Here is a 26,415-nt window from a genome sequence, read left to right as displayed (position 1 = left end):
CGAAAACTAGACGCGGAGCAGGGAGGCGCGCCAGGTATGGGTGTAGTACGGGATGCGTAGGAGGGCATCGGGCTCGAAGGCGAGGTAATCGGTCAGGTACCACCGCAGGTTCGACTCCACACGCTGCTGCATGGCCGGTGAGGCCCGCTGGTAGTAGCTGCGGGACCGCGCGAGGTCGACGACGTCGGGCACGCGCAGCTCCTGGGTCCAGTGCACGAGCAGGTCCTCGGGCGGGGCGAAGGCCGGTCCGAAGTCCGGCCGGTACGCCGGGGAGAAGACGTCCCCGGCGTGCATGATGCGGGACAGACGATGCACCCAGGGGAGCGAGACGTCGAGCTGGTTCCAGACGAGGGCGATCCGGCCTCCGGGCACCAGGACGCGTGCGGCCTCCTGCACCGTCGCCGCGTGGTCGCACCAGTGCCAGGCCTGCGCGAGGGTGAGCAGGTCCACCGAGCCGCCGGGCAGGTGCGAGTGTTCCGCGGTGCCCTGCACGACGGGGACCTCCGGCAGTCGGGTCGAGAGGACGGCGAGCATGTCCTCCGACGGGTCCACCGCCGTCACCCCGAGTCCGCGCTCCACCAGCAGGCCGGTGAAGAGCCCCGTGCCGGCGCCGATGTCCGCGGCGCGGCGGGCACCGTCGGGGACGATCCAGTCGCCGACCTGTGCCGGATACCCGGGACGCACGCGGTCGTACCGCCCTGCTCCCGAGAGATAGGCGCGGGCCATGTCGCGGCGCCGCTCCTCGTCCAGCCTCGGCCCTCCCCTCACCACGAGGGGCTCCCGGTGCCGGCGGTGCTGCTAGAGCAGGTCATCCACATCGGGGTTGAGGGTGCGCAGGACCTCGCTGTGCAGGGTTCCGTTGGTGGCCAGGGCGTTGCCGCCGAAGGGGCCGTCCTCGCCGTCGAGGGAGGTGAAGCGGCCTCCTGCCTCGGTCACGATCGGCACCAGTGCCGCCATGTCGTACAGGTTCAGTTCCGGTTCGCACGCGATGTCCACCGCGCCCTCCGCCACCAGGCAGTAGGACCAGAAGTCGCCGTAGGCGCGGGTGCGCCAGACGCGGTCGGTCAGGTTCACGAACTCGGCCAGGGATCCCCGCTGGCGCCAGCCGGACAGGCTCGAGTAGGACAGGGATGCATCCCCGAGCCGGGAGACGTTCGACACCCGCAGGCGTTGCGCCGCCGCGAGGGACTTGCCGGTGTAGGCGCCGGTGCCGTCCGCCGCCCACCACCGTTTGCCGAGCGCCGGTGCGCTCACGACGCCGACCACGGGCTTCCCGTCGTCGATCAGGGAGATCAGGGTGGCCCAGACAGGCACGCCCCGGACGAAGTTCTTGGTGCCGTCGATGGGATCGATGACCCAGCGGCGCGAACCGGAGCCCGAACTCCCGAACTCCTCGCCGAGCACCGCATCGCGCGGCCGGGCCCGGGAGAGCTGGCCGCGGATCGCTTCCTCGGCGCTCTTGTCGGCGTCGGTCACGGGAGTGAGGTCCGGCTTGGTCTCGACCCGGAGGTCGAGCGCCTTGAAGCGCGCCATCGTCTGGTCGTCCACCGAGTCGGCCATGATGTGGGCGAGGCGGAGGTCGTCGTTGTAGCCCTGCGTGAAACTCATACCGTTCAACCTATCGTCTTCGCAGGCACTTCCCGCCCGGCGGCGCGGGGTGCGCGGGCGGGCCCGGACAGCAGAAAGCCACCGCGGGCTCGCGCCGCGCGGTGGCTTTCGGATCCGGGCTGCAGGAGCAACCGGGAAAGAATTTAGAGAACGGTGATGTTCTCGGCCTGGGGTCCCTTGGGGCCCTGGGTGGTCTCGAAGTTGACCTTCTGGTTCTCTTCGAGGGAACGGTAGCCGTTCGAGTTGATCGCGGAGAAGTGGGCGAACACGTCAGCGCCGCCGTCCTCGGGAGCGATGAAGCCGAAGCCCTTTTCGGCGTTGAACCATTTCACTGTGCCAGTAGCCATGTCGTATTTCCTTACCTGGGAGAGCGTCCCGACGTTCGGGGCTCATCGTGGTGTTCGTTACCCGCTTTTCGTCAAAAGCTGTCGAACTCCAGGTGGAGGGTCAAGGCTTGAAATTTAATGCGCAAACAACAACAGCCTTCAGCCTAACAGTCTTTCCGGTTGCCTCTGACCACTCACTGCTGGCCGAGCTCCTTGGCGTCGGAGGCGCTGCCCCGCGGGTCGGCGGTCCCGGCGGTGAGCAGCCGGCGCAGGCTGGCGAGCCGCACCGGGCCCGACTCCCCGGCGAGCCCCTCGTTCACGTAGCTGTCCAGCCCGCAATCGACGGCGTTGTCGTCGTGCCGGCACCCGCGTTCGCAGCGCTCCGTCCCCGGCTCGAGATCGGGGAACGCCTTCAGGATCCGGTCGGCGTCCACGTGCGCCAGCCCGAAGGACCGGATACCCGGGGTGTCGATGATCCACGTCCCGGGCGCGGCGTCGGCGGCTTTGAGTGCGAGGGCCGACGAGGACGTGTGGCGTCCGCGGCCCGTCACCGCGTTCACCCCGCCCGTGGCCCGGGAGGAGCCGGTGAGGGCATTGACCATGGTGGACTTGCCGACACCGGAGTGGCCGAGCAGCACGCTCACCTGTCCGTCGAGCTCCTCGCGGAGCGCGTCGACCGCCCCGTGCGAGAGCCGGGCGGACTCGCCGTCGTCGGATGTGGCCTCGATCCCCACGCTCTCGTCGGTCCGGCTGATGATGACGCGGAGGTCGAGGTGCTCGTAGTTGGCGAGCAGGGCTGCGGGATCGCGGAGATCGGCCTTCGTGATGCACAGCAGCGGTTCGATGCCTGCGTCATAGGCGGCGACGAGCGCCCGGTCGATGAAGCCGGTCCTCGGTTCCGGGTTGGCCGCCGCGACGACGATCACGAGCTGGTCCGCATTCGCGACCACCACGCGTTCCACCGGGTCCGTGTCGTCCGCGCTGCGGCGGAGGACGGTCCGGCGGTCCTCGATGCGCACGAGGCGTGCGAGGGAGTCGGGTCCTCCGGAGAGGTCGCCGACGAGGGAGACGATGTCACCGGCGACGACGGCGCTGCGGCGCAGTTCCCGTGCGCGCGCGGCGATGACGGTGCGCTCGTCCGGGGTGTCCTCGTCGACCACGGTGGTGTAGCGCCCGCGGTCCACGGTCACCACACGGCCCAGCACGGCGTCCTCGTAGGCGGGACGGTTCTTGGTGCGTGGGCGGGAACCCTTCTTGTTGGGGCGGATCCGGACGTCGGACTCGTCCCAGGACCGCGAGCCGCGGCGGTTGCCGGCCTCGCTCATGCGCGTGCCGCCGCGGGTCCCCGGGCGTCGGAGTTCCCGTTCGCCCCGGCGGTTCCGGTGACCGCCGCCCAGAGCTCAGGGAATTCCGGCATCGTCTTGGCCGTGGTGCCGATGTTCTCCACCTCCACGCCGTCGACGGCCAAGCCGATGATGGCGCCGGCGGTCGCCATGCGGTGGTCGTCGTAGGTGCGGAACACCCCTCCATGGAGGGGTGCGGGCCGGATCACGAGGCCGTCGGCCGTCTCCTCGGCGTTCCCGCCGAGCCCGTTGATCTCCGCGACGAGTGCCGCGAGGCGGTCCGTCTCGTGGCCGCGGAGGTGGGCGATGCCGGTGAGGACCGACGGCGTCTCCGCCAGCGCGCAGAGCGCCGCGACCGTGGGGGCGAGCTCGGAGGTGTCGGCGAAGGTTCCTCCGGTGATCGAGGCCCCACCGGTGACGGTGAGCACGTCGCCGTCGAGGACCGCGGTCGCACCCATGAGGGGGAGGATGCGCCGCCACTCGTTGCCCACCTGCGTGGTGTCCTCGGGCCAGTTCCGCACGCGGACGGTACCGCCGGTGACGACCGCCGCGGCGAGGAAGGGCCCGGCGTTGGAGAGGTCGGGTTCGACGGCGACGTCGAAGGCCGCGATCGGCCCCGGCGAGACGCGCCAGTGGTTCGGGACGGAATCGTCGACCGCCACCCCGAGGGAGCGCAGCGTCTCCACGGTCATGCGGACGTGGTCGAGGCTCGGCACGGGCTTGCCCACGTGTTCGAGGTGCAGTCCCTCCGTGAAGCGGGCGCCCACCAGGAGCAGCGCCGACACGAACTGCGAGGACGCCGAGGCGTCGATGACGAGGTGCCCCCCGCGGACGTCCGCCTCGCCCCGGACGGCGAACGGCAGCGAGCCGGACCCGCCGTCGTCGACGGGCACGCCGAGTCCGCGCAGCGCGGCGACGATGCTCCCCATGGGGCGTCGGCGCGCATGCGGATCGCCGTCGAAGGTGGTGGTGCCGGCGACGAGGCCGGCGAGGGGCGGCACGAAGCGCATCACCGTGCCGGCGAGGCCGCAGTCGACCGCCCGCGGACGCGTGTCACCGCCTCCGGCCGGCAGGGGAGTGACGCGCAGGTCCGGGCCGAAGTCGCCGTCGCCGGGCACCTCGTCGATGACCGTGCCGAGGGCGCGCAGGGCGGCGACCATCAGGGCGGAGTCACGGGAGTGCAGGGGCCGCCGGATGACGCACGGCCCGTCCGCGAGGGCGGCGAGCACGAGGTAGCGGTTGGTCAGTGATTTCGAGCCGGGGACCGACATGTCGGCATCCACGGGACGGCTCAGGCGGGGCGCCCGCCACATGGTCTGGTCGGGCACCCCGCCTGGAGACGCTGTCATGGAGCTTAGGAACCGACGACGTCGGCAGCGGTCTTGCGCACGACCTTGTCGGCCTTCTTCAGCTGCTTGCGCGCGTCCTTGCCCAGGCCCAGGGCGTTCTTCCGGGCACCCACGGCGAGGTGCTCCGCGCGCCAGGCGATTCCCGGACGGCCGTTCGTGTCGACGGCGGCCAGCAGGACGGCGCCGATCAGCGAGAGGTTCTTGAGCAGCTGCGAGCGGCGTGCCTTCTTGCCCTCCGGCGTCGAGGCGTCCGCCGAGCGGTAGTCGACCAGGGTGTTCACTGTCGCCGTCACCGTCAGGAGGAGGGCCGCGACCCGGGAGAACCGACCGATGGCGAACAGGAGCGATGCCGCGACCTGGGTGCCGCCGAGCACCTGGCCCACGAGCTTCTCGTTGCCTGTGACCGCGGCGGCCGAGGGGACGACCCTCGTGATGCCTGCGAGGACGGGCTTGAGCTGCGGGGCCGTGGTGCCCGCCGTGCGGAGCCGGTCGATACCGGAGAACACGAAACCGCTGGCGATCAAGGGTCGGGCTATTACGCGGACAAGGGTCACAACTGCCTCCTGGTTGCCGGCGCGATTCGCCGGGCATCGGGTTTTGTTCTGCGGAGCACGCTGGGACTAGTTTTGCATGCCTCCGGATACGGTGCGATCCCGCGGGCGCCCCGGACGCCCGGGTTGCGGGGAGGACGGCGGCAACGGGCGGTGCACGAGGGAGAACAGCGAGGGGGTGCAGGAGGCAGGCAGGAGGAATGCAGGAGGCAGGCGGGAGGGCGGGCGGCAGGAATAAGGGCGCTCCCAGGCGGGTTGGAAGAGGCGTGGAGGAAACCGGAACGGGAGATGGGTGCGCATGACGGGTGTACGGACGGCCACGGTCGAAAGACCGGATTTCCAGCTCTCGACGTCGGTCCGGCGGGACGTTTCCCCGGCCGCGAGGCCGCGCGGACGCGTAGACTTTGGGACGATGAATACAACAGCCCCCGCAGGTAGCAGCCAGGCCGAAGACGACCAGTTGGACGTGTCTACGGAGTCGGAAGCCGACCGCAAGGCACGCTTCGAGCGCGACGCCATGCAGTACGTCGACCAGCTCTACTCGGCCGCCATGCGCATGGCCCGGAACCCCAGTGATGCGGAGGACCTGGTGCAGGAGGCCTACACGAAGGCGTTCTCGGCCTTCCACCAGTACAAGCCGGGTACCAACCTGAAGGCGTGGCTGTACCGCATCCTCACGAACACCTACATCAACCTGTACCGCAAGCGGCAGCGCGAGCCCCTGCAGTCGCACTCGGACACCATCGAGGACTGGCAGCTGGCGAAGGCCGCCGAACACACGTCCACCGGTCTCCGCTCGGCAGAGGCCGAGGCGCTGGACCACCTGCCGGATTCCGACGTCAAGAGTGCCCTGCAGGCCATTCCGGAGGAATTCCGGCTCGCCGTGTACTTCTCGGACGTCGAAGGCTTCGCGTACAAGGAAATATCGGAAATCATGAACACGCCCATCGGGACCGTCATGTCCCGGCTGCACCGCGGCCGCAAACTGCTGCGCGAACTCCTCGCCGAGTACGCGCACGAGCGGGGCCTCGGTACCGGCGCAGGTGCTGGTGCCAGGACCCGGGTCGCGACGGGTGCAGCGGGCAAGGAACAGGAGATGGAGAAATGAGCGATTGCGAGAGCATGGGCGATTGCGCCGACTCGAGGATCGAACGGCTGTACGAGTACCTGGACGGCGCGCTGTCCCACCAGGACCTCGTGGAGATCAAGGACCACCTGGAGGGCTGTCCGGAGTGTGCCGAGGAACATGACCTCGAGTGCGTGATCCGGTCGGTCGTGAAACGGTCCTGCACCGAGGTCGCGCCGTCGACCCTGAAGACGAGCATCCTCAACCGCATCAGCCACCTCAGGACCGTCGACCACTGACGTCGTCCCGGCTGCCTGGCCGCAAAACAAAAGAACCTCCGGTGCCGTGACGGCCCGGAGGTTCTTTCGTGTGCTGCTGCTGCAGCGGATAACGCCTGGACTCAGGTGTTGGGGCGCTTACCGTGGTTTGCGCCTCCACGCTTCCGGTCGCGACGCTTGCGTGCTCGCTTGCTCATGGCTGCCTCCTTTTTTCTTCAGGCACTGTAGTCGTACAGAACTGCACCCAAGTCTCCCATACTGCAACGGGCGTCACCTAAACAGCGGCAGGCGGGGCGCGCGGGGCGGCAGCCGGCGCTTCGCGGCCTGCCCCTAGGATGGGTGGACATCCGTGACCGAAGGAGCTTATGTATGCGCGCCGCCTATGCAGCAACCCAGTCAGGAGACGATCCGCTCGGCGGACTCACCGTCGGCGACCTCGAGGTACCCGACGCCCCTGCGGGCTTCGCGCGGGTGAGGGTGGTCGCGTCCTGCCTCAACCATCACGACCTGTGGTCGCTGAAGGGTGTGGGCCTGCCGGAGGACCGCCTGCCCATGGTGCTCGGGTGCGACGCCGCCGGGATCGACGACGACGGCAACGAGGTGATCGTGCACGGCGTCGTGTCCTCGCCCGACTGGCGGGGTGACGAGACGCTCGACCCGAAGCGCTCCCTCCTGTCCGAGCGCTACCCCGGCACCATGGCCGACTACGTGTGGGTGCCCGAGCGGAACCTGGTGCCCAAGCCCGCTGCACTGTCCTTCGAGGAAGCGGCGTGCCTTCCCACCGCGTGGCTCACCGCGTACCGCATGCTGTTCACGGTGTCGCCGGCGGCGCCCGGGTCCACGGTGCTCGTGCAGGGTGCGGGCGGCGGCGTCGCCTCCGCGCTGATCGCCCTCTCCTCCGCAGCAGGGTTCCGGGTCTGGGCGACGAGCCGCAGCGAGGCGAAGCGGCACCGGGCGTTGGAACTCGGCGCCGAGCAGGTGTTCGACGCAGGGGCGCGGCTGCCGGAACGCGTCGATGTGGTCTTCGATTCGGTGGGCGAGGCCACGTGGGCCCACTCGCTCAAGTCGCTCGTGCCCGGCGGGACCGTGGTGACGTGCGGAGCGACGAGCGGTCCGGCTCCGTCGGCGGACCTCAACCGGGTGTTCTTCCTCCAGCTGCGCGTGCTCGGTTCCACCATGGGGACGCGGGAGGAGCTCGTCCGGCTGACCCGTTTCCTCGTGGCCACGGGGGTGCGCCCCGTCATCGACACGGTCCTGCCCCTCGACGACGCGGCCCGGGGATTCCAGCGCATGCTCGACGGCGACGTGTTCGGCAAGGTCGTCTTCCGCCACTGAGGCGAGCCTGTCGCCCGTCGCGGACACGGAAGGGGACCCTCCGCCGAGGGTTCCCATCCGTGTCCGCCGTGTACCCGCTCTGACGTTACTCGGCGCCCGCCGCGAGGAGGGCGGAGCGCTGCTCCCGGCGGAGCGACTGCTCGGCCGGGTCCGGCACCGGGGCCGCCGCGAGCAGGCGCCGCGTATAGGGGTCGCGCGGGTACTTCAGGATCTGCTCCGTGCTGCCCTGCTCCACCAGGGTGCCCTTGTTGAGCACCGCGATGTGGCTTGCGAGCAGCTCGACGACGGCGAGGTCGTGGCTCACGAACAGGCACGCGAAGCCGCGCTCCCGCTGCAGCTCCTGCAGCAGGTCCAGGACCCGGGCCTGCACGGAGACGTCCAGGGCTGACGTCGGTTCGTCGGCCACGAGCAGGTCCGGACGGAGGGACAGCGCCCGGGCTATGCCGACGCGCTGGCGCTGCCCGCCCGAGAGCTCGTGGGGGTACCGGTTGCGGAACGCGACCGGCAGCTGCACGTCGTCCAGCAGGGCCGCCACGCGCCGGTCCAGCTCGGCGCGGCCCGGCTTCTCGTGGAGGAGCAGGGGCTCGCCGATGCTGTCGCCGATGGACAGCCTCGGGTTCAGCGACGCCGCGGGGTCCTGGAACACGATCGCGAACTTCTTGCGCAGCGGCAGGAGCTGGCGGGCGCTGAGGTCCGTGATGTCGGTGCCGCCGATGCTGACCCTGCCCCCGGAGGTCTTGATGAGCCCCGTCACGGCACGGGCGATCGTGGACTTGCCCGAGCCGGATTCGCCGACCAGGCCCAGGACCTCGCCCGGTTGAATGGTCAGCGAGACGCCGGAGACCGCCTTGAAGGGGGGCTGGCGGAACCGGCCCGGGTACTCGATGTCCACGTCCCGGAGCTCGAGCGCCGGCACCACGCCCGACGCCCTGTGCGTCTCCTCCGCGCGCACGGCCGCCTCCGCGTACTCCTCGTGGATGCTCAGGCGCCCGTCCACCACCTCGACGTCGGAGAGGACGCCGCCCACCTTCGACCCGAGGTGGGGAACCGCGCCGAGGAGCTGCTGCGTGTAGGCCTCGGCGGGGGCGGCGAACAGCTGCGCCGTCGGCGCAGCCTCGACGATCCGCCCGCGCTCCATGACGACGACGTGGTCCGCGAGGTCGGCGACCACTCCCATGTCATGGGTGATGAGCAGCACCGCGCTGTTGAGCCTCTTGTTGAGCTTGCGCAGGAGGTCCAGCACCTCCGCCTGCACCGTGACGTCGAGCGCCGTCGTGGGTTCGTCGGCGATGAGGAGCATCGGATCGTTCGCCAGGGCGATGGCGATCATCGCGCGCTGGCGCTGGCCGCCCGAGAACTGGTGCGGGAAGTTGTCGTAGCGGCGCTCCGGCTCGGGGATCTCCACCATGCGGAGCAGCTCGATGGCCCGCTTCTTCGCCTGAGCCGGTGACAGCTCCGTGTGCTGTTCGACGGCCTCCCGGATCTGCTCACCCACCGTCAGCACAGGATTCAGTGCCGTCATGGGTTCCTGGAAGATCATCGCGATCTCGTTGCCGCGGACCCGCCGGAGGGTGCCCTGCGGCGCACCGATCAGTTCCCGGCCGAGCATCTTCGCGCTGCCGGTCGAGCGGCCGTTGCGGGGGAGCAGGCCGAGCAGGGCCATGGAGGACATGCTCTTGCCGGATCCTGATTCACCGACGATCGCCAGGATCTCGCCGGGGTGGATCTCGTAGGAGACGTCCTGCGCGGCCATCACCCATTCGTTGTCGACGTTGAACTCGACGCCGAGGCCGCGGACCGCGAGGATGGGGCCGTCGGCGAGCGGAGCCTGCTCGTTCGAGATGATGACGGATCGAGAACTCATTGCTTCACCCTTGTCTGCTTGGGGTCGAACGCGTCGCGCAGGCCGTCACCGATGAAGTTGACGGCCAGGGCGATGCCGATGATGAACGCTCCGGGCCAGAGGAACAGCCACGGGCGCACGGTGAGGGCCGAGCGGTTGTCGTTGATGGCCTTGCCGAGCGAGGTGTCCGGCGCCGTGACGCCGAGGCCCAGGAAGCTCAGGCCCGTCTCGAGGAGGATGGCCCCGGAGATCGCCAGCGTCGTCGACACGATGATGACGCCGACCGTGTTGGGCAGGATGTGCCGGAAGATGATGCGGGCCGAGCTCGCACCGACGGACTTCGCGGACTCGACGAACTCCTTCTCGCGCAGCGACAGGAACTCGCCGCGCACGAGCCGCGCGAGACCCGTCCACGTGACGAGGCCCAGGAAGATCGCGAAGGGGATGATGCCGTTCTTCGCCACGATGCCGGCGACCGCCGCGGCGATGACCACCGTCGGGATGGTGATGACGACGTCGGTGATGCGCATGAGGAACGCTTCGGTCCAGCCGCGGAAGTATCCTGCGACCGCCCCCACCGTCGTGCCGATGACCATGGCCACCAGCCCGACGATGAACGCGATGATGAGGGAGGTCTGGATGCCGCGCATGGTGAGCGCGAAGTAGTCGCGGCCGAGGACGTCCTGGCCGAACGGGTGCTCGCCGAGGCTGAAGGGCCAGAGCGTCAGCGTGGGACGTCCCTCGTTGAAGCGCGCGGCGAGGACGTCGTAGTCCTTGTTCCACCAGCCGGGGATCCCTGCGAACCCGATGGAGCTGAAGGCGAGGAGGAAGATCAGCACCAGGAGGGCGATGCCCGCGAGGGCACCCTTGTGGCGGAAGAACCGCTCGCGGATCAGGCGCCCCTGGCTCTTGGCCTCGGTGGTGCGGATGCGGTCCGTCTGCTCCCGCGTGGGGGCGGCGGTCGCGATGTCGTTGTCCTGGCTCTGGAGCGTCAGCTCGGACAGCTCCAGGGACGTGCGGGAGTCGTCCCGCATCTTGTCGTTCGTGCTCATGGGATGTCCTAGCTCAGGGTGATGCGCGGGTCGAGGAACGCGTAGGCGATGTCGGCGAGCATGTTGAACAGCACGGCAGCCGTTCCGACGACCAGGAAGAAGGCCATGACGGGGCCCGGGTCGACGTTGTCGATGCCCTCGACGAACATGTTGCCCATGCCGTTCCAGCCGAAGACCTGCTCGGTGATGACGGCGCCGCCGAGGACGCCGGCGAAGTCGAAGGCCATCAGCGTGGTGATGGGGATCATCGCGTTGCGGAAGGCGTGCTTCACGAGGACGGTCCGCTCGCTGAGGCCCTTGGCCCGGGCGGTGCGGATGTAGTCCTGGTTCATGACGTCGAGCTGGCTGGCCCTGGTGTACCGCGTGTAGGTGGCGAACGAGATCAGGGTCAGGGCGATGGTCGGCAGGATGAGGTGCAGCGCGTAGTCCAGGTTGATCTCCCAGAAGGTCCCGGCGAGGTTGGCCGACTGGGAGCCGGTGGTCGGGATGGGCCGTCCGCCCGCCTTCGCGGAGAGCGTCGGGTAGGCCTGGAGGAGGCGGTCGAGCACGATCAGCAGACCGACGGACACGGCGATCACGGCGCCGATCTTCGCCGCCTGGGCCCGGAACGGACCGCCCACGACGCCGGCGACGAGGTACGCGACGACGGCCGTCCCCACCACGAGCGCGAGCACCAGGAGCCAGTTCGGATCGTCGAGCAGGGGGATCGAGAGGAGGTAGCCGGCGAAGGCCACCCCTGCGGCCGCGAGGGCCGCGTTCAGCACGCGGCGGCGGCGGAAGCCTGCCAGCAGGGCGGTCCAGAGCACGGCGATCCCTGCTGCCGACACGAGCATCCCGACGACGCCGAGGCCCGGTGTGACGAACCAGCCGGTGACGAGCAGGAGGTAGAGGGCGAGTGCGGTGACGACCGCGGCGACGCCGAAGACGGTCGCCCTGCGCCTGCGGTCGCCACCCACGACGACGGCCCAGACGACGCCGGAGACCACCCCGATGAGGGCGATCGTCAGATAGGGGAACTGCGGATTCGCCAGCCAGGTGTTGAGGTCGATCGCCAGGTACTGCTTGAGCAGCGTGGAGAGCCAGAACAGGGGCAGCGAGAACAGCAGGAAGGAGAGGAAGGTGACGGAGTAGTCGAAGGTGCTGTACTGCCGGATGGCGGTGACGATTCCGACGACGACGCCGAGGACCAGGGCGAGCACGGTCGCCACGATGACGAGGCGCAGTGTCGAACCCATGGCGTTCTCGAGCTGGGGGAGGACCGCCGCGCCCGTGCGGTCCTGCCCGAGCGTGCAGCTCACGCCTCCGGGGACCATGCAGTGGCCGATGTCCTGCAGCCACAGGAAGTACCGGGGGATGGGCGGGACGTCCAGGTTCATCGCCGCGGTCCGTGCCGCGATGGTCGCGGCCTTCTCGGGGCCGCTGGTCTCGCCGAGGTCCTCGAAGGGGTCGCCCGACGAGATGGTGAGGAAGTACATCAGCGTGGTGGCTGCGAGCATGATGAAGAACGAGATGATGGTTCGCTTGACGATGAAGTAGAACACGGAGGGGCTCCTAGGAAACGGTGCAGGCGGTGGCGCGGCCGGGCACAGGGACGGGCAGGCCCGAGGGCCTGCCCGTCCTCATGCGTTCTCCGGAGAATGCAATCAGGCCTGCTTCGTCCAGCTGTAGGCATTCCAGGTGATGCCGGTCTGCGTCGGGTTGAGTTCCACGCCCTCGAGCTTCGAGGAGTAGCCCGCGATGTTCGGGTTGGCGTAGAGGACCACGTTGTACTGCGTCTCGGCGAGGCGCTGCTCGAGCTCGGTCTTCAGCGGGACGACCGCCTCGGAGTCGGTGCTCGTGACGATCTCGTCCCAGAGGCGGTCCACCTCGGGGTCGCTGTAGCCACCGAAGTTCTGCTCACCGCCGGTGATGTAGATGGACTGGCCCGAGGCCACGAGGCCGGATCCTGCCCAGCCGAAGACGACCGCGTCCCAGGCACCGGGCTGCGAGAGCTTGGCGCTCCACTCGGCCTCGGGCTGCGGGACGATCTCGAAGCCTGCCTTGTCGCAGGAGTCCTTGATCAGGGCGACCATGTCGGCGCGCAACTGGCTCGTGGAGGCGAACATCAGGCTGACCTTGACGGGCTCGGTCTTCCCTGCCGCGGCGAGCAGCGCCTTGGCACCCTCGATGTCGGCGGTCCCGTCACCCTCTGCGGCGGGAGCGCCCTCGAGGACCGTCTCGTAGTCGGACTGCGCCGGCTGGTACTCGTGCAGGTTCATGACCGAACCCTCGGGATCGATGGGGGTCACGAACTTGTCGACCATGTCGGCCCTCGGAACGCACTTGGCGAAGGCCTGGCGCACCTTGAGGTCCTCGAAGACGGCACCGGCGCGCTGGTCGAGGTCCACGTGCGAGAAGGTCAGCGACTGCCCGGTGTCCACCGTGACGGTCTCGCCGATCTGCTCGAGGGCCGCCTTCGTGTCGACGGTCGGGCTGGAGGGCTCGATGACGTCGACGTCGCCGTTCTGCAGTGCCTGGACGGCTTCCTCGTCGACGATGGTCTTGAAGACGATCGAGTCCGTCTTGCCGGCGCGCTCCTCGCCCCAGTACTTGTCGTTCTTGACGAGCGTCAGGGTGCCGTCGGTGGCGTTGTCCAGCTTGTACGGGCCGGAGGAGGGGAGGATCGCCGTGTCGGGGAGGGTCGGCAGGTCCGCCTCGTAGTTCCAGCCGCTGTTCCAGAACTCGGCGACCGGACCGAGGGCCGCAGTGTCGTCGTTCTGGATGGCTTCGACGAGCTCGGCGCCGTCGCCCTCGGCGGACATCCCGGCCTGCTCGGCGGCGATGTGCGCCGGCATGAAGACGCCCGTGGTGAACAGGGCTTCCCAGTCGGCGTAGGGCTCGGTGAAGACGGCCTCGAACTCCTTGGCCCCGGGCTCGCCCTCGATCTGCTCCATGGAGGCGAACCCGTTGGTCGAGGCCGCCTGGAAGAGATCGGCCTCGGCGCCCGTCTCGGGATCCTTCTCACCGCTCGGGTGCGTGCCGGACAGGGCCGCCCAGCTCAGCAGGACGTCGTCGTAGTCGATCGGCGTGCCGTCGGACCAGACAGCATCCTCGTTGATGGTGTACTTGATCGTCAGCGGGTCGTCGCTGGTCTTCTCGTAGGTGCCGAACTCCTCGTTGGGCTCCAGGTTGCCGTTGGCGGCGAAGGCAGCGAAGCCGCTCGAGGTCAGGTTGTCCACGTAGGTGTTGTAGACCGCATTGGTGCTGGCGGTGTTGCCGTTGTAGCCGGTCGGCGCCTGGCTGATCGCGATGTTGATGGTCGGGGCGAGGTTCTCCTCCGCCCCCTCCGATGCCGGTGTCTCGGCGGTACCGCCCGCCGATCCGCAGGCGCTCAGCAGGAGCGTCCCGATGGACAGTGCGGCGAGCGTCATAGTGCGCTTATTACGCATTCGATAGTCCTTACTGTGCTTGGCGCGAGGAACGCAGGAAGGCCCCCCGAGGCGGATTGCGCCAGTGACGGCAATCACACCCGGCCAGCATAGCGACAGATCGTTGCCTTTAGACACTCAGTGAGCCAGTAATAACCCAACCGTTACCGGAGGGAAACATGGGGCAGCCGGGCATGAAAAAAGCCCCCGGGATGCGTATCCCGGGGGCTTCCTGCAGCGTACCGCTACTCGGGAGCGGGCACGTCGAGCCACTGGAACCACCCGCGGTGCAGGACGAGCCAGGCGATGAGCCCGTAGCCGGCCTGGCCCGGCGTCCCGCCGTTCGCGGCGAGGTCGTGGCGCCACTGCTCGTGCGCGAGCAGGGGGGTGAAGGTGTCGACGAAGACGTGCTTGCGGCGCGTGGTCACGTCGCCGAACGCCGCGGACAGGTCGGCGAGACGGCGGTTGCGTTCTGCGTCGAGGCCCGGAGGGGGCCCGACGACGAGGACCTTGATGCTCATCTGTGCCGCGCCGTCGAGGATGTTGGCGAGGTTGAGCCGGCTCCTCGCGGTCGACAGCTCGAGGTCGAGGTCGCGGTCCGACAGGCCGATGACGAGCCGGTTCTCGAAGCCGTCGCCGAAGCGTCGTCCGGCCTCCTGGAGCCAGCGGTTCGCCAGCGACTCCGTCCCCTCACCGGGAGCCGCGAGGCTGTAGGCCTCGACGAAGGCGTTGTCCGGCCGGGTCCGGGCCATCACGCGTCCGATCCAGCCCAGAGCCCGCGGATCACCGAGCCCCGCGAGGAGTTCGTCGCCCACTGCTGCTAGCCGGATTCTGCGTTGTTCCACTGGTCCCTCGGTGTACTGGTCGTCGGATGGTGCCGGGCTGCCGGAGAACCCGCGCACGCCCTTAAAGACATCGGGTGGGGCCGAAAGCCCCACCCAACATCATACTGATGGCCTACTATTGCCGGCCGAACGCCCTCTTGATGAGGAGTTCCTGCTCCACCGCATGGTTCTTCGCCGATCCCGTGGCGGTCGACGCGGACGCCGGACGCGAGGCCAGGCGCACGCGCCGGTCGAGCTCCTGGGGGAGGTTGAGCCCGATGAAGGGCCACGGTCCCTGGTTCGCCGGCTCGTCCTGCGCCCACACGATCTCCGCGTTGGGGTAGGTGGCAAGGGCGGCCTTGATCTCGTCCAGCGGGAGCGGGTACAGCTGCTCCACGCGGACGATGGCCGTCTTGCCGTCGTCGAGCTTCTGCCGGGAGGACAGCAGATCGTAGTAGAGCCGTCCGGACACGAGGATGACGCGCTCGACGTCGTTCCCCGGCGTTCCGAGGGTATCGGGGATGACGGGCTGGAAGGTGCCCTGCGTGAAGTCCTCCACCGGGCTGGCCGCTGCCTTCAGGCGCAGCAGCTGCTTGGGGGTGAAGATCACCAGCGGCTTCCGCGGGCGGCGGTAGGCGTGCTGACGCAGCAGGTGGAAGTGCGACGCGGCACTGCTCGGATTCGCGACCACCATGTTCTCCTCGGCGCACATTTGCAGGAAGCGCTCGATGCGTGCGGAGGAGTGATCGGGACCCTGGCCCTCGTAGCCATGGGGCAGCATCAGGACGAGCGAGGAACGCTGTCCCCACTTCTGCTCGGCGGAGCTGATGAACTCGTCGATGATGGTCTGCGCGCCGTTGACGAAGTCGCCGAACTGCGCCTCCCAGATCACGAGCGCGTCAGGCCGCTCCACGGAGTAGCCGTACTCGAAGCCCATGGCCGCGTACTCGCTCAGGGAGGAGTCGTAGACCCAGAACTTGGCCTGGTCCTCGCTGAGGTCGTCCAGCGGCAGCCATTCGTGGCCGGTCGCCCGGTCGTGGAACACCGCGTGGCGCTGCACGAAGGTACCGCGACGCGAGTCCTGACCGGCGAGCCGTACGGGCACGCCCTCCATGAGGAGCGACCCGAACGCGGCGACCTCGCCGAAGCCCCAGTCGATGCCGCCCTCACGGGACATCTGCTCACGCTTCTCGAGCAGTGCCTTGAGCTTCGGGTGGACCGTGAAGCCCTCGGGGATCGCGATGTGCGCCGCGCCGATGTGCGCCAGCGTCTCCGCGCTGATCGCCGTCTGCGGCGCGCGGACCTCGCCGCCGTCCGACGACTGCTGCGCGTAGGGCCGCTCGAGGTCCGAGACGGCCTTCGGATCCTTGGTGACGACCGGGATCGGCGACGTCTGGGCCGCATGGGTCTCGGCGAAGACGCGCTCGAGGCGCTCCTGGTAGTCGCGCAGGGCCTGCTCGGCCTCTTCCTGCGTGATGTCGCCGCGGCCGATGAGGGCCTCGGTGTACAGCTTCCGGACCGAGCGCTTCGCCTCGATCAGGTTGTACATCATGGGCTGCGTCATCGAGGGGTCATCGCCCTCGTTGTGGCCGCGACGGCGGTAGCAGACCATGTCGATGACGACGTCCTTGTTGAACCGCTGGCGGAACTGGTAGGCCAGCTGGGCCACGCGGACCACGGCCTCCGGATCGTCGCCGTTCACGTGGAACACGGGAGCCTGGACCATCTTCGCGACGTCCGTGGAGTACACGGAGGAACGGGACGACGTCGGGCTCGTGGTGAAGCCGACCTGGTTGTTCACGATCACGTGGATGGTGCCGCCGGTGCGGTAGCCCCGGAGCTGCGACAGGTTGAGGGTCTCCGCCACGACGCCCTGGCCCGCGAAGGCCGCGTCACCGTGGATGAGGATCGGCAGCACGGGGAAGCCCTCGTGCTGGTCGAGGAGGTCCTGCTTCGCCCGGACGATGCCCTCGAGCACGGGGTCGACGGCCTCGAGGTGTGAGGGGTTCGCGGCGAGGTAGACCTTGGTCTCGTTCCCGGCGTCGGAGGTGAACGTCCCCTCGGTGCCGAGGTGGTACTTCACGTCGCCCGAGCCCTGCACGGACCGCGGATCCTGCGTGCCCTCGAATTCGCGGAAGACCTGGGCATAGGTCTTGCCGGCGATGTTGGTGAGCACGTTCAGGCGGCCGCGGTGCGCCATGCCGATGGCGACCTCGTCGAGGCCGTCGTCGGCCGCACCGGAGAGCACGGCGTCGAGCAGCGGGATCAGGGATTCGCCGCCCTCGAGGGAGAAGCGCTTCTGGCCGACGAACTTCGTCTGCAGGAACGTCTCGAAGGCCTCCGCCGAGTTCAGCTTGTGCAGGATGCGCAGCTGCTCCTCGCGGCTCGGCTTCAGATAGGGGTGCTCGAGCTCCTCCTGGAACCACTGCCGCTCGGCGGGGTCCTGCAGGTGCATGTATTCGATGCCGGTGGTGCGGCAGTAGGCGTCGCGCAGGACGCCGAGCATGTCGCGGAACTTGAGCATCGGCTGGCCGCCGAAGCCACCGGTGGGCCACTCGCGGTCGAGGTCCCACAGCGTGAGGCCGTGGGTCCGGATGTCCAGGTCGGCGTGCTTGCGCTGGACGTACTCGAGCGGGTTGGTGTCCGCCATGAGGTGGCCACGCACGCGGTACGCGTGGATGAGCTGCTGGATCCGGGCGACCTTGTTGATCTCGTCCATCGGATCGACCTGGATGTCGGCGCTCCAGCGCACGGGCTCGTAGGGGATGCGCAGCGACTCGAAGATCTCGTCGTAGAAGCCCTGCTCGCCCAGCAGCAGCTGGTGGATGATGCGCAGGAACTCGCCGCTGCCCGCTCCCTGGATGACGCGGTGGTCATAGGTGGAGGTCAGCGTGATGGTCTTGCTGATCGCGTGCTTGGCGAGCGTCTTCTCGCTGGATCCCTGGAACTCGGCCGGGTACTCGAGGGCGCCGGCACCGATGATGCAGGCCTGTCCCTTGGAGAGGCGGGGGACGGAGTGCACGGTGCCGATGCCGCCAGGGTTGGTCAGGGACACCGTGGTGCCGGCATAGTCGTCGGCGCCGAGCTTGCCGGCGCGCGCCTTCTTCACGAGGTCCTCGTAGGCGTGCCAGAACTCCGAGAAGTTCATGGTCTCGGCCTTCTTGATGTTCGGCACCACGAGCGAGCGCGTCCCGTCCGGCTTCGGCATGTCGATCGCGAGGCCGAAGTTCACGTGGGCGGGCTGCACCGCCGAGGGCTTGCCGTCGATGACGTCGTAGTAGACGTTCTGCGACGGGAACTGGGCGAGAGCCCGGATGATCGCGTAGCCGATGAGGTGCGTGAAGGAGACCTTGCCACCGCGGGCGCGGGCCAGGTTGCTGTTGATGACCACGCGGTTGTCGATCAGCAGCTTGGCCGGGATGGCGCGGACGCTCGTCGCGGTGGGGACGCTCAGGCTGGCTTCCATGTTGGTGGAGATCGCCTTGGCGGGCCCGCGGAGCACGCTGACCTTGTTCTCCTCCATCTCGGCATTGCGGTCCGAGGCGGGAAGCTGTGCCGGGATGGGGGGAGTGGCGGACTTGTCCTCCCGGGACGTCTCCGGCTTCTTCGCCGGTTCGTTCGCCACGGGGGGCTTGCCGCTCTGCTGCGTGCTCGCGGGGCTCTCGCCCGAGGCCTTCGGCGCGGCGACCTCGGTCCTCACGACCGGGAGTTCCTTCGTCGGGGGATGCGCGGGGGCGGCAGGGGCGCTGCCGTTTCCGGGAGCCGCCGGCGGAGCTGTGGGAGCTGCCTGGGCGGCGCCTGCGGGCTTGTCGGTCGCGTTCTGGCCGTTCCCGGTCTGCGTGGTGCCTGCTGCATCGTCTGCGTCGAACGAATCGAACAGGTCCCACCACTTCTTGTCGACCGAGTGGCGGTCCTTCTGGAACTGTTCGTAGAGTTCATCAACAAGCCACTCGTTCCCGCCGAACTCTTCAGGTAGACGGTGGCTGGTTTGTTCTGGCACTTGGTATACGCCTCTTCCGTAAGTTGCCCTGAGCGCGGTTCGGTCGTCAGGATCGGCGCAAAGCCGTGTCTGGACCCTGTCCAAGTGTAGTGACACGAGCAACAAACAAGCCAATCAGAGCGTGTCCCGGAGCGGTGTACGCCGGACCACGGTCGCCCTCCGGTGCCGCCCGCGGTGCCGCGGGAATGGGACGGCAGGCGGGAAGGCACTATACTCTGTGCGGCCGTTGTCGCGGCCGTCGATCCAGGGAGAACCATGCGCTTCATCAACCCGCCCACCACCGACCTCACCTACTCCGACGTCTTCCTCGTACCGTCGGCGTCCGAGGTCATCTCCCGCTTCGACGTCAATCTCTCGTCGGACGACGGCACGGGCACCACCATCCCGCTGGTCGTCGCCAACATGACGGCGGTGACGGGCCGGCGCATGGTGGAGACCGTGGCGCGGCGCGGAGGCATCGGTGTCCTGCCGCAGGACGTGCCCGTCGAGGTGATCGCCGAGGTCACGTCGTGGGTGAAGGACCGCCACCCTGTCTTCGAGACGCCGCTGAAGCTGCAGCCCGGCAACACCGTGATCGATGCACTCCACCTCATGTACAAGCGCGCCCACGGCGCCGTGCTCGTCGTCGACGGCGGCGTCTGCGTAGGTGTGGTCACCGCGGGCGACTGCGAGGAGGTGGATCGCTTCGCCTCCCTCGAGTCCGTGATGCGTCCGGCCCCGGCCGCCTTCGAGGCATCGCTGTTCGACGACAATCCCGCCGTGGCCCTGCAGAAGGCGTTCGAGGAACTCGACAGTGCCCGCGCCTCCCTGGCGCCGGTGGTGCGGGACGGCGTCCTGCAGGGCGTCATCACGCGGACCGGTGCGCTCCGTTCCACGATCTACGAGCCGGCACTCGATGCGGCGGGCAAGCTCCGCGTCGCGGCGGCGGTGGGCATCAACGGCGACGTGGAGGCCAAGGCCGCGGCGCTACTGGACGCCGGGGTCGACGTCCTCGTCGTCGACACCGCCCACGGCCACCAGCGCAAGATGCTCGACGCGCTCGCCGTCGTCCGCGGCCTCGATCCGAAGGTCCCCATCGTCGCCGGCAACGTGGTCAGCGCCGACGGCGTGCGCGACCTCGTCGCCGCGGGTGCGTCCATCATCAAGGTCGGTGTCGGCCCCGGTGCCATGTGCACCACGCGCATGATGACCGCCGTCGGGCGCCCGCAGTTCTCCGCCGTCCACGAGTGCGCCCAGGCGGCGGCCGAACTCGGCGCCCATGTATGGGCCGACGGCGGCGTGCGGTACCCGCGCGACGTCGCCCTGGCTCTCGCCGCCGGCGCGAGCCAGGTCATGATCGGTTCCTGGTTCGCGGGAACCTACGAGAGCCCCGGTGACCTGCAGACCGACAGCAACGGACGCCGGTACAAGGAGAGCTTCGGCATGGCCTCCGCGCGCGCGGTGCAGAATCGGACGCGCCGCGACGACGTGTTCGCACGGGCCCGCAAGGGCCTCTTCGAGGAGGGGATCTCCACCTCGAAGATGTACCTCGATCCGGCCCGGCCGGGCGTGGAGGACCTCCTCGACATGATCACCGCCGGCGTGCGCAGTTCGATGACCTACGCCGGCGCGGCATCCCTCGCGGAGTTCCGCGAGCGTGCCGTCGTGGGCGTGCAGTCGGCAGCGGGCTACGAGGAGGGGCGGCCGCTCCAGCAGAGCTGGTAGCGCCCGGCTGTACGCGATCGGCGTACAGCGCCGGAATTCGTGTGGCGGGCGGCGCCCGAGCCGGTAAACTGGCCTTCTTATGGACAGTCCTTCTAGGGGCCGGCTCGACGCCGGCTTACCCTCCTCTCTTGCCCATCCGCTGCCCGAGCCCACGGCGGGACGCCCGGCCGATGCCGGTCCCGACCAGGGCGCAGCGCCCCTCCAGTCCGACGCAGCGGACCCCCTCAGACGCGGACCGCTGCATTCCCGACCCGGTGTGACCGAGGAGGGGATGTAGCGGTGGAATGGCTCTATCTCGCCTTCGGCCTCCTCCTCGTCCTCGGGACGGGGTTCTTCGTGGCCGTGGAGTTCGCGCTCGTCGCGCTCGACCAGACCTATGTGCAGCGCGCCGTCGACGACGGCGACACGAAGGCAGAGCCACTGCTGCGGTGCCTGAAGTCGCTGTCCACGCAGCTCTCGAGTTGTCAGCTCGGGATCACGCTCACCACGCTGCTCACGGGCTACGTGATGGAACCGTCCGTCGGGCGGCTCCTCGAAACACCGTTGGGCGCGCTCGGCCTGTCGGAGGCGCTGGTGGCCTCGACGTCCCTCATCATCGCGATGGCCCTGGCGACTCTGCTGTCGATGCTCCTCGGCGAACTCGTGCCGAAGAACCTCTCCATCTCGCTGCCCTTCCGGGTCGGCAAGGCGCTGGCCCGCCCGCAGCTGATGTTCACGGCCGTCTTCAAGCCGGCCATCATCGTGCTCAACGGTTTCTCGAACCGCATCCTCAACGTCTTCGGCCTCGAGGCCAAGGAGGAGATCTCGGGTGCGAGGACTCCGTCGGAGCTCTCGTCCCTGGTGCGCCGGTCCGCCGAGATGGGCACGCTCGACCAGGGCACGGCCACCTTCCTCGCACGCACGTTCAGCTTCTCGGAACGGACGGCCGCCGACGTCATGACACCGCGTATCCGCATGGAGGTCATCGACTCCGACCAGACCGTGGCCGACGTCGTCGAGGCCGCACGGCGCACCGGCTACTCGCGGTTCCCGCTCATCGGGGACTCCGCCGATGACATCCGTGGAGTCGTCCACGTCAAGAAGGCCGTCGCGGTTCCCCGCCACAAGCGCGCGGAGCTGCCCGCCGGCACCATCATGACCGAGGTTCTGCGCGTCCCCGAGACAGTGCACCTCGACTCGCTCCTCCGAGAGCTCCGCGAGGCGAACCTCCAGCTCGCCGTCGTGCTCGACGAGTACGGGGGCACCGCCGGAGTCGCCACGCTCGAGGACCTGGTCGAGGAGATCGTCGGCGAGGTGAAGGACGAGCACGACAAGCTGAAGCCGGGCGTGCTGCAGAGCGCCGCGGGCGAATGGTTCTTCCCGGGACTCATGCGTCCCGACGAGGTCACCGTACAGATCCCGGGACTGGTGGTACCGGACGAAGCCGGCTACGAGACGGTCGCTGGGTTCATCATGGCCGAACTCGGCCGTGTCGCGGCGCCGGGTGACCGGGTCGAGCTTCCCGCGGGCACCCTCACGGTCGAGCGCATGGACGGGCGCCGCATCGACCGGGTCCAGTTCCGGCCCGCACCGAAACCTGTGGGGGACCATCACGTGGACAGCCCGGACGGGGTGGCCGCCGACAGCGCCGTCGTCCCCGAACACCAGCCGGTCGCCCTGAGCGCCCGCACGCATGACAGTCCGCCGCCCGCCCTCGCCGGCGGCGGTACGGCAGTACGGAAGGACGACCGATGAGCGACTGGGCAGGAATTATCTGGCTCGTGATCCTCCTGATGGGCAACGCCTTCTTCGTCGGGGCCGAGTTCGCGGTCATGTCCGCGCGCCGCAGCCAGATCGAACCCCTCGCCGAGGCGGGCTCGAAGCGCGCCAGGACCACGATCTGGGCCATGGAGCACGTGTCCCTCATGCTCGCCTGCTCCCAGCTGGGCATCACGGTGTGTTCGCTCCTGATCCTCCAGGTCGCCGAACCGGCGATCCATCACCTGTTCGTCGTCCCGTTCGAAGCCGTCGGGGTGCCGGAGGGAGTGGCGGACGGCGTCGCGTTCGGTTTGGCCCTGATGCTGGTCACCTTCCTCCACGTGACCTTCGGCGAGATGGTGCCGAAGAACATCTCGGTCTCCGTCGCCGACAAGGCGGCGCTGCTCCTGGCTCCGCCGCTCGTCCTGATCGCGCGCGTCGTCCATCCCGTGATCTCCTCGCTGAACTGGTCCGCGAACCACATCCTGCGTGTACTCGGCGTGGAGCCGAAGGACGAGGTCTCCTCGACCTACACGCTCGAGGAAGTGCAGTCGATCGTCGAGGAATCCACGAAGAGCGGCCTCGTCGAGGACGAGTCCGGGCTCATCACCAGTGCGCTCGAGTTCTCCGGCCAGACCGCCGAGACCACAATGGTCCCCCTCAGCGAGCTCGTCACCGTGCGGACCGACGCGACCCCCGAGGACTTCGAGCGGGCGGTGGGGCGCACCGGGTTCTCCCGTTTCGTGATGGTGGACGACCACGGCAACCTCACCGGCTACATGCACCTGAAGGACATCATGTCGATGCCTCAGGCGATGTACCGCAGGCCCATCACGGAGAACAAGGTCCGCACGCTCGCCAACCTGTCGCTCCATGACGAGATCGAGGACGCCCTCGCCGTGATGCAGCGGACGGGCTCGCACCTGGCGCGCGTCCTTGGACCGGACGGATCGACCCGTGGCGTGCTCTTCCTGGAGGACGTGATCGAGCAGCTCATCGGCGAGATCCGGGATGCGACGCAGAACCAGGGTGCCCGGAGGACGGGCGAGGGCGTCAACGGGACGGAGACCCCCGTCGCCTGAGGGCCGGCTCTCCGCCGTCGAGATGCGAACCGTTCGCATTCGGGTTATGCTCGATCCGCTAACGTAAATTGTTCTCATTAGTCTGATCGAGGTCCCGATGCCCCTTTCCCGTCGTCTCGCCGTGCCCGCCCTCCTGGCGGCCTCCACCCTCGGCCTCGCCGCGTGCGGGGGCGGCGGATCCGCGGCCGCGGGCTCCTCCGGTACCGGCGATGATGCGCTCACGATCGTGACCCCCACGAACGTGTACGGGGACATCGCCGCAGCCGTCGGAGGGGACGACGTCGAGGTGACGGCCATCGTCACCAACCTCAGCCAGGACCCCCACTCCTACGAGCCCACCGTGCAGGACAAGCTGTCCGTGTCCGGCGCCGACCTCGTGATCGAGAACGGCGGAGGCTACGACGCATTCCTCGGCAGGCTCGCCGACGAGACGGGCGTGGAGACGATGCTCAGCGCCGTCGAGGTTTCGGGCCTCGAGGAGGGCGAGGGGTCGACGGAGGAGCACACGGACGAGGCCGGGGAGGGGCAGGCCGAGGAGCACGCCCACGGTGCCTTCAACGAGCACGTGTGGTACGACCTGCCGTCCATGGTGAAACTCGCCGACGCCATCGCCGAGGAGCTCGGCCGGCTGGACGGGGACAACGCCGAAGCGTACCGCGAGCGGTCGGATGCCTTCGCCGCGCAACTCCAGCCGATCCAGGACCGGCTCGCCGCCCTCGCCTCGGACGGACCCGGAGGTGCGGTGGCCGTGACGGAGCCTGTCCCCGCCTACCTCCTGGAGGCGGCGGGCCTCGAGGATGGAACGCCGGAGGAATTCAGCGAGGCCATCGAGGAAGAGACGGATGTCCCGGTCGCGGTGCTGCAGGAGATGAAGGCGCTCGTGTCCGGCGGGACCCTCGCCTTTCTTGCCTACAATGGGCAGACCGAAGGATCGCAGACGGAAGCGGTCCGCTCCGCGGCCGACGACGCAGGCCTCCCCGTGCTCGACTTCACCGAGACCCTGCCCGAGGGCGAGGACTACGTCTCCTGGATGACCGCCAACACGGAGAGCATCGAGGCCGTCCTCGCCTCCTGAGGACCGGGAGGCCCGCGGCACTGCACCACCTGCACCACCCCGGCACGCTCACTTGAACCCCGACAGACTGGAAGCCGCACCGCATGACCTCGACGATGCCCCGCCAGGCCTCCCCGGACGGGACCGGCGGAACGCCGGCGATCAGCCTGCGCGGCGCGGCGCTGTCCTTCGGCGACCGGACGCTGTGGGAGGGACTGGACCTCGACATCCTGCCCGGTGAATTCTTCGCCGTGCTCGGCCCCAACGGGTCGGGGAAGACGAGTTTCCTGAAGGTTCTCCTGGGCCTGCAGCCGCTCGACACCGGCACGGCGACCATCGCCGGCCGGCCCGTTACCCGCGGCAGCCGGGACCTCGGCTACATCCCGCAGCAGAAGTCATTCCCGCCCGAGACCCCGCTCCGGGCCCGGGACCTCGTGGGCCTCGGTGTCGACGGCCACCGGTGGGGCCTGCGGATGCGCAGCCGCCACTACGACGAGAAGGTGCACGGCCTCCTGCGCGACGTCGGCGCGGAGTCCTACGCGGACGCCCCGGTCGGGATGCTGTCGGGCGGCGAGCAGCAGCGGCTGCGTGCGGCCCAGGCCCTCGCCACCGACCCCGCGGTACTCCTGTGCGACGAGCCGCTGCTGTCGCTGGACCTCAACCACCAGCAGGCGGTCAGTGCCCTGATCGACCGGCAGCGCCGCGAGAAGAACAGCGCCGTGGTGTTCGTGACCCACGAGATCAATCCCGTGATCGACTACGTGGACCGCGTGCTCTACCTCGCGGACGGCAGGTTCCGCGTCGGGTCACCCGCCGAGGTCATGACCAGCGAGGTGCTCTCCGAGCTCTACGACAGCCCCGTCGAGGTCCTGCACAGCAACGGCCGGCTCGTCGTCGTCGGACTGCCCGATGCCACTCCCCACCACCACGAGAGCGCCTAGGCCATGGACTTCCAGGAGATCTTCAGCGCCATCTTCACCTTCGACAACTACGCGCAGCTGCTGCCCCTCGTCCGGAACTCGCTGATCGCGGGAGCGGTCCTCGGGCTGCTCGGGGGTCTCATCGGGATGTTCGTGATGATGCGGGACCTCGCCTTCGCGGTCCACGGCATCGCCGAACTCTCCTTCGCCGGCGCGGCCTTCGCGCTCCTGGCAGGAGCCAACGTGGTCGCCGGTTCGCTCGTCGGGTCCGTCCTCGCCGCGCTCGTCCTCGGGCTGATGGGGATCCGGGCACGCGACAGGAACTCCATCATCGGTGTCGTCATGCCCTTCGGCCTCGGTCTGGGGATCCTGTTCCTCGCCCTGTACGAGGGCCGCGCCGCCAACAAGTTCGGCCTGCTCACCGGCCAGATCGTCTCGGTCGACGACGTGCAGCTCAACCTGCTCGTCGGGTGCGCGGTCGTCGTCGTCCTCGCACTGGCCGCGATCTGGCGACCCCTGACCTTCGCAAGTGCCGACGCCGACCTGGCGGAGGCACGCGGGGTGCCCGTGCGGGGACTCTCGATCCTCTTCATGGTGCTGCTGGGGATCTCGGTGGCGCTGTCCATCCAGGTCGTCGGAGCACTGCTGGTGCTTGCGCTTCTCATCACGCCGGCCGCCGCGGCCCTGAAGGTCACCTCGGCGCCCGGTCCCGCCGTCCTGCTCAGCGTGGTGTTCGCCTGCACGTCCGTGGTGGGCGGCATCCTGCTGGCGCTGGGCGGGCGCATCCCGATCAGTCCCTACGTGACCACGATCTCCTTCGCGATCTACCTCGTGTGCCGCTTCATCGGTTCGCGGCAGTCGTCGCGGAGGTCCAGGAATCCGCGGATCGCCGGACCGGTGCCGGGACGTGCGGTGCCGACGGGTTCCTGAACCAGG

The 26,415-nt window shown here is 68.9% G+C and carries 22 protein-coding genes; 9 read left to right on the top strand and 13 right to left on the bottom strand.

Features of this window, described 5'->3' with window-relative positions; all coding sequences use genetic code 11:
* Positions 1-6: 6 nt before the first annotated feature.
* The 6 genes from ACX80I_RS02365 to ACX80I_RS02340 all read right to left on the bottom strand — a co-directional run bounded on the left by ACX80I_RS02365 (position 7) and on the right by ACX80I_RS02340 (position 5,180).
* Positions 7-771: a class I SAM-dependent methyltransferase gene (locus ACX80I_RS02365; protein ID WP_459343560.1), complete on the bottom strand. Its 765-nt coding sequence runs from the start codon at positions 769-771 to the stop codon at positions 7-9.
* A 27-nt stretch (positions 772-798) separates the two neighbouring features.
* Positions 799-1,608 carry a histidinol-phosphatase gene (hisN, locus tag ACX80I_RS02360; RefSeq protein ID WP_301226796.1) on the bottom strand — a complete coding sequence of 270 codons (810 nt, stop codon included), beginning with the start codon at positions 1,606-1,608 and terminating at the stop codon, positions 799-801.
* A gap of 143 nt (positions 1,609-1,751) precedes the next feature.
* A complete protein-coding gene (locus tag ACX80I_RS02355) occupies positions 1,752-1,955 on the bottom strand; it encodes a cold-shock protein (protein WP_043446208.1) in 204 nt (67 codons plus the stop codon).
* 173 nt (positions 1,956-2,128) lie between these two features.
* The gene (rsgA, locus tag ACX80I_RS02350; protein WP_459343559.1) at positions 2,129-3,259 is read right to left on the bottom strand and encodes a ribosome small subunit-dependent GTPase A; all 1,131 of its coding nucleotides are present in this window, start codon (positions 3,257-3,259) and stop codon (positions 2,129-2,131) included.
* A complete protein-coding gene (gene aroA, locus ACX80I_RS02345) occupies positions 3,256-4,626 on the bottom strand; it encodes a 3-phosphoshikimate 1-carboxyvinyltransferase (RefSeq protein WP_459343558.1) in 1,371 nt (456 codons plus the stop codon). Before aroA ends, rsgA begins: the two co-directional genes overlap by 4 nt.
* Positions 4,627-4,631: 5 nt before the next feature.
* The gene (locus tag ACX80I_RS02340; protein WP_459343557.1) at positions 4,632-5,180 is read right to left on the bottom strand and encodes a DoxX family protein; all 549 of its coding nucleotides are present in this window, start codon (positions 5,178-5,180) and stop codon (positions 4,632-4,634) included.
* 409 nt (positions 5,181-5,589) lie between these two features.
* Between ACX80I_RS02340 and ACX80I_RS02335 the strand changes: the two genes are divergently transcribed.
* A complete protein-coding gene (locus tag ACX80I_RS02335; protein ID WP_459343556.1) occupies positions 5,590-6,285 on the top strand; it encodes a sigma-70 family RNA polymerase sigma factor in 696 nt (231 codons plus the stop codon).
* Complete coding sequence (gene rsrA, locus ACX80I_RS02330) at positions 6,282-6,542, top strand: mycothiol system anti-sigma-R factor (RefSeq protein ID WP_459343555.1); 261 nt, start codon at positions 6,282-6,284, stop codon at positions 6,540-6,542. Before ACX80I_RS02335 ends, rsrA begins: the two co-directional genes overlap by 4 nt.
* Before the next feature lie 101 nt (positions 6,543-6,643).
* On the opposite strand, the gene ACX80I_RS02325 is transcribed toward rsrA, so the two are convergent.
* Complete coding sequence (locus ACX80I_RS02325; protein ID WP_369299106.1) at positions 6,644-6,718, bottom strand: 50S ribosomal protein bL37; 75 nt, start codon at positions 6,716-6,718, stop codon at positions 6,644-6,646.
* 172 nt (positions 6,719-6,890) lie between these two features.
* Between ACX80I_RS02325 and ACX80I_RS02320 the strand changes: the two genes are divergently transcribed.
* Entirely contained in the window at positions 6,891-7,856 is a 966-nt protein-coding gene (locus tag ACX80I_RS02320; RefSeq protein WP_459343554.1) for a zinc-binding dehydrogenase, read from the top strand.
* Between the two features lie 85 nt (positions 7,857-7,941).
* Here ACX80I_RS02320 and ACX80I_RS02315 read toward each other — a convergent pair whose 3' ends face one another.
* The 6 genes from ACX80I_RS02315 to ACX80I_RS02290 form a co-directional block, all read right to left on the bottom strand.
* Complete coding sequence (locus ACX80I_RS02315) at positions 7,942-9,720, bottom strand: ABC transporter ATP-binding protein (RefSeq protein ID WP_459343553.1); 1,779 nt, start codon at positions 9,718-9,720, stop codon at positions 7,942-7,944.
* Entirely contained in the window at positions 9,717-10,751 is a 1,035-nt protein-coding gene (locus ACX80I_RS02310) for an ABC transporter permease (protein WP_459343552.1), read from the bottom strand. The genes ACX80I_RS02315 and ACX80I_RS02310 overlap by 4 nt, the downstream gene beginning before the upstream one ends.
* Positions 10,752-10,759: 8 nt before the next feature.
* Positions 10,760-12,292 (bottom strand): ABC transporter permease, encoded by a 1,533-nt coding sequence (locus ACX80I_RS02305; protein ID WP_459343551.1) that lies wholly within the window; start codon positions 12,290-12,292, stop codon positions 10,760-10,762.
* A 102-nt stretch (positions 12,293-12,394) separates the two neighbouring features.
* Positions 12,395-14,179, bottom strand: a complete 1,785-nt coding sequence (locus ACX80I_RS02300; protein ID WP_459343550.1) for an ABC transporter family substrate-binding protein — start codon at positions 14,177-14,179, stop codon at positions 12,395-12,397.
* Between the two features lie 224 nt (positions 14,180-14,403).
* A complete protein-coding gene (locus tag ACX80I_RS02295; RefSeq protein WP_301226818.1) occupies positions 14,404-15,003 on the bottom strand; it encodes a GDSL-type esterase/lipase family protein in 600 nt (199 codons plus the stop codon).
* A 115-nt stretch (positions 15,004-15,118) separates the two neighbouring features.
* Positions 15,119-18,982, bottom strand: a complete 3,864-nt coding sequence (locus ACX80I_RS02290; RefSeq protein WP_459343549.1) for a multifunctional oxoglutarate decarboxylase/oxoglutarate dehydrogenase thiamine pyrophosphate-binding subunit/dihydrolipoyllysine-residue succinyltransferase subunit — start codon at positions 18,980-18,982, stop codon at positions 15,119-15,121.
* Between the two features lie 255 nt (positions 18,983-19,237).
* On the opposite strand from ACX80I_RS02290, the gene guaB1 reads away from it, so the two are divergent.
* The 6 genes from guaB1 to ACX80I_RS02260 all read left to right on the top strand — a co-directional run bounded on the left by guaB1 (position 19,238) and on the right by ACX80I_RS02260 (position 26,409).
* The gene (gene guaB1, locus ACX80I_RS02285) at positions 19,238-20,686 is read left to right on the top strand and encodes a GMP reductase (RefSeq protein WP_459343548.1); all 1,449 of its coding nucleotides are present in this window, start codon (positions 19,238-19,240) and stop codon (positions 20,684-20,686) included.
* Between the two features lie 279 nt (positions 20,687-20,965).
* Entirely contained in the window at positions 20,966-22,420 is a 1,455-nt protein-coding gene (locus ACX80I_RS02280; protein WP_459343547.1) for a hemolysin family protein, read from the top strand.
* Entirely contained in the window at positions 22,417-23,505 is a 1,089-nt protein-coding gene (locus ACX80I_RS02275) for a hemolysin family protein (protein WP_459343546.1), read from the top strand. Before ACX80I_RS02280 ends, ACX80I_RS02275 begins: the two co-directional genes overlap by 4 nt.
* Positions 23,506-23,602: 97 nt before the next feature.
* A complete protein-coding gene (locus tag ACX80I_RS02270) occupies positions 23,603-24,580 on the top strand; it encodes a metal ABC transporter solute-binding protein, Zn/Mn family (RefSeq protein WP_459343545.1) in 978 nt (325 codons plus the stop codon).
* Between the two features lie 83 nt (positions 24,581-24,663).
* Positions 24,664-25,500, top strand: coding sequence for a metal ABC transporter ATP-binding protein (locus ACX80I_RS02265; RefSeq protein WP_459343544.1), 837 nt, complete (start codon positions 24,664-24,666; stop codon positions 25,498-25,500).
* Positions 25,501-25,503: 3 nt separating this feature from the next.
* Positions 25,504-26,409 carry a metal ABC transporter permease gene (locus tag ACX80I_RS02260; RefSeq protein WP_459343543.1) on the top strand — a complete coding sequence of 302 codons (906 nt, stop codon included), beginning with the start codon at positions 25,504-25,506 and terminating at the stop codon, positions 26,407-26,409.
* The last annotated feature ends 6 nt before the right edge of the window (positions 26,410-26,415 follow it).

The sequence above is a fragment of the Arthrobacter rhamnosi genome, assembly GCF_054510855.1.
Note: the sequence above shows the minus strand (reverse complement) of the source record. Positions and strands in the feature narration are given on the sequence as shown.